The following is a 3,190-nucleotide window of genomic DNA, read 5'->3' as shown; positions in this document are numbered from 1 at the left end:
AACTCCGGAGAGTATTTTGATCGTCTGCTCACTTGGCACCTCTTGCTTTTTCTGCGAAAAAAAGGTGTCCGTTTTTATGTAATCAGGCTAGAATGCCCTCCCCCCAGTGATACTAAAGAAATTTTACTTAAACTATCAATTTCACCTTCCTGGTCAAGTCGGTTTAACATCCTACCTGCATTTAGTGTACCTTGGCTATATGTAATCAAAGTTCCAATTTTCCCATTTTTTGCTAAATGATACAACGTTTCTTCTGATTTCTCACGACTTGTATCAGAGAATTTCATACTTTGCTGACTACCAACATTCACTGTATCTTTTATGATACCTTCCGTTCGATTGAAAACTAAATATACATCCTGTTTGCCAGGTATGTTATCTTTTAAAATACCCATATATTCTAGTGCAGTGCTTGCATTTGCATTCATTCCATTATTAAAGACTGTTGACCCGTCTTTAACATCATTTAGATTCACAACTTGTAATTTCCCTTTGGAATCCATTTTTACAATCCCACCATCAACCATTTTATCACCGTTAATATAAAGATCTTTTTCTTCACTTATTGATTCATTTAAAGAAGTTACAATTTGCTTACCATATACATCTTTATGCATTCTATAATAGTTCCCATCACCACCTTTCGAGAGAACATCTCCATTTTCTGCCACATATACCGCGACATTTCCTTGAGAAGTATTGTTAAACTCTAAAGTGCTTTTAGAACCATCTGCATGACTTAATTTGACTGTGATTGAATCACAAACTCCATTATAACGACAGCCATGAAATTTGCTAGAATAACTTTCATTATGCACCCAAACCCCGACTTCTCCCACGAAGTAGGTATGATACTCATCCACCTCAAAGCTATAAACCGTCTCTTCCCGTTCGTCAATGGTGATATCGGTGACAACGAGTTCCCTACCATCCGCACCAAGAGCCACATCGCCAGGATGTAAGTCTTTTGCTTCCACCCAAGTTGTATTTTCTATTGTAAAGGTTTCTCCTTTAGCATCTTGTTTTATCACACGGAACGGGTGGTTCCAAGTGGTTTCGAGGATGGTTTCATCAGCAAAAGATACTTTGTAAATCGCATCTGTTTGGCGGATGAAAGTAGTCAACACCTTGCGGTAAGAAACTTCGCCTGTTTCGTCGGATTTAGATAACACCACATCCCCAACTTAAATGTCTTCGATAGACGTTCAGTATCCCCCACTCCTACCAGCGTCCCGTCCGGGTCCGACTGGCGAGCGCAAGAAAATCCCTGGCCACGCCTCCGTGGGAGACACTTCACTTGGTTAAGAAAAGAATGATTATTTTATGATTTTGGCGCCTCGAATTCGTTAGATGATTCAAATCAACAGTAACCACGACCGCGCTATCCGCTCCAATCTTTCCCATTTTGTTTCGAATTTTCATTTTTTTGTAAGAGGAAAGGATTTCCGCTACTATCGCTGGCGCGGGGAGGGAGATAAATGCAATACGCATAACAATCTAATGATGGGTTGTATTTGAGTTTCAGATAAATACCTGGGATTGGGTGACTTTGCGAAATTCGTTTATCACCCGACTCCCTACAGGCTATCCGCATTGCAATTATCCGCGCCATATCAAAAAAGAATTGACGTGTCCCTTCACAAATCCTCCAAAAACCGCGCGATGGAAACTGTCACTTGAAATCCACTCCCATGTTAGGTGGACTCTACTGCACCTACGCTTGGAAGTAAAGCGATTTAGAGAGACAAAACTCATTTACACTTCGGCTTGCTCTCATTATTTGCGATCTTTCTATAAGAATCTTTTTTATAAAAGAGAAGGATCCCTTGTCTCCTATCGATCAACGGAACACTCATTTTGGGAACAAAGTCTTTGTGAATCACTAGAAATCGATGACTTCCATTTGTTTTTTGTCTTCAAAATCAGTTCCATTTGCAATCAGCGCGTAATTTAACGAACATTTTGTTCGCTATTATAGTTTTGGCGAGGATTCCCAAAAACTCATCATTTAGATATTGTTTCATTAAGTGAATGAACAAGTGAGAAAATTTGAGAAGCTAAAACTTGAACAGATGGCATGCTTTTATTTTTTGGTATTTTTAATGTGAAATTAGTAGTATTAATTATAATTATTGTATTCTCTGGAATTATCAATTCTTCTTCTAATAGAAACTCAGAGTTTGTAATAGTCGGGAATGTCTCAAATTTAATTTCTAAAAAATAATTATCTTGAAACAAGGACTTTTTGCTCAAATTAATTGTCTTTTGATACTCATCTTTTTTTTTAGATCTTGCTATAAATTTATTCGAATAGGGATCATAGAAAATCTTAAATTGATATTTTTTAAGAAATTCATTTGCTAAAACTAAAGTGCAAGTGTTTAAAAAATATTCCTGGAATGAAACTACTGCAAGTATACTCTTAATTTCTTCTGTTTCCTCACTTCTATCATAGAAATTACCACAAAAAGCAAAAGTATTTTGGAGAATCGGATTTGTGGGGAGTATTATCTTATTGAAAAGATAATCACCTGTCTCCGCATACTTTTTTTGGTTTGGAAATTTTTCTTTAAGTTTGATAAGCACTTCTTCAGTCTGATTTGAATAAGCTTCACTATAATCAAGGCTATATGGTAAAATTAGATTCCCATTAATATTGATTGACTTTGCAAAAGCATCCGTATCCAACTTATTATCATTAAATAAATTATCGATAAACACTAGTGATGGATTGTATCTTCTATTGATTTTTTGAATGACCTTTTCTATTCTATCTCTAAATTCTTTGGGGTCCGATGAATTAGGAAATTCATCGTAAACATCAATAATCAAAATCATATCTTTGGTTATTGGAATTGATTTATGAAGATTCACTTCATTAAAATTGCATTTAAATATAAAGCAAAATGGGAGAAGTATTTGGAATAATATTTTCATTCTGTTCCACCTGATGCTCTTGTACCTGTTGTTGAATTAGGACGGCGTTTAGTCGTTTTATTCTTTCCTTTTTTATTTCCATTTTTCTTTTCATTTTCTGTATCAAACAACTTATTCAATGGACTATCCTTTTCATTATCCTTTATAGTCTGGCGAATTAACTCATCAACATCAATATTGCTCCAGTTCAGATGAAACGGTAATTTTAAAGTCCTAAATTAAGCTAATCCCAATTACCGAAAATGGAGATTAG

General features: G+C 35.5%; 3 protein-coding genes. All 3 read right to left on the bottom strand.

From position 1 onward, the window contains the following. Positions 1-74: 74 nt before the first annotated feature. Positions 75-1,172 (bottom strand): polymorphic toxin-type HINT domain-containing protein, encoded by a 1,098-nt coding sequence (locus tag EHQ59_RS12740; RefSeq protein WP_135620038.1) that lies wholly within the window; start codon positions 1,170-1,172, stop codon positions 75-77. Positions 1,173-2,004: 832 nt separating this feature from the next. Further along, positions 2,005-2,937: a hypothetical protein gene (locus EHQ59_RS12735; RefSeq protein WP_135620037.1), complete on the bottom strand. Its 933-nt coding sequence runs from the start codon at positions 2,935-2,937 to the stop codon at positions 2,005-2,007. After that, positions 2,934-3,056: a hypothetical protein gene (locus EHQ59_RS17955; RefSeq protein WP_279638182.1), complete on the bottom strand. Its 123-nt coding sequence runs from the start codon at positions 3,054-3,056 to the stop codon at positions 2,934-2,936. Before EHQ59_RS17955 ends, EHQ59_RS12735 begins: the two co-directional genes overlap by 4 nt. Positions 3,057-3,190: the final 134 nt, after the last annotated feature.

It is taken from the genome of Leptospira kemamanensis (assembly GCF_004769665.1).
Taxonomy (GTDB): domain Bacteria; phylum Spirochaetota; class Leptospiria; order Leptospirales; family Leptospiraceae; genus Leptospira_A; species Leptospira_A kemamanensis.
The sequence above is the reverse complement of the archived record's forward strand: the minus strand, read 5'-3'. Positions and strand labels throughout refer to the sequence as shown.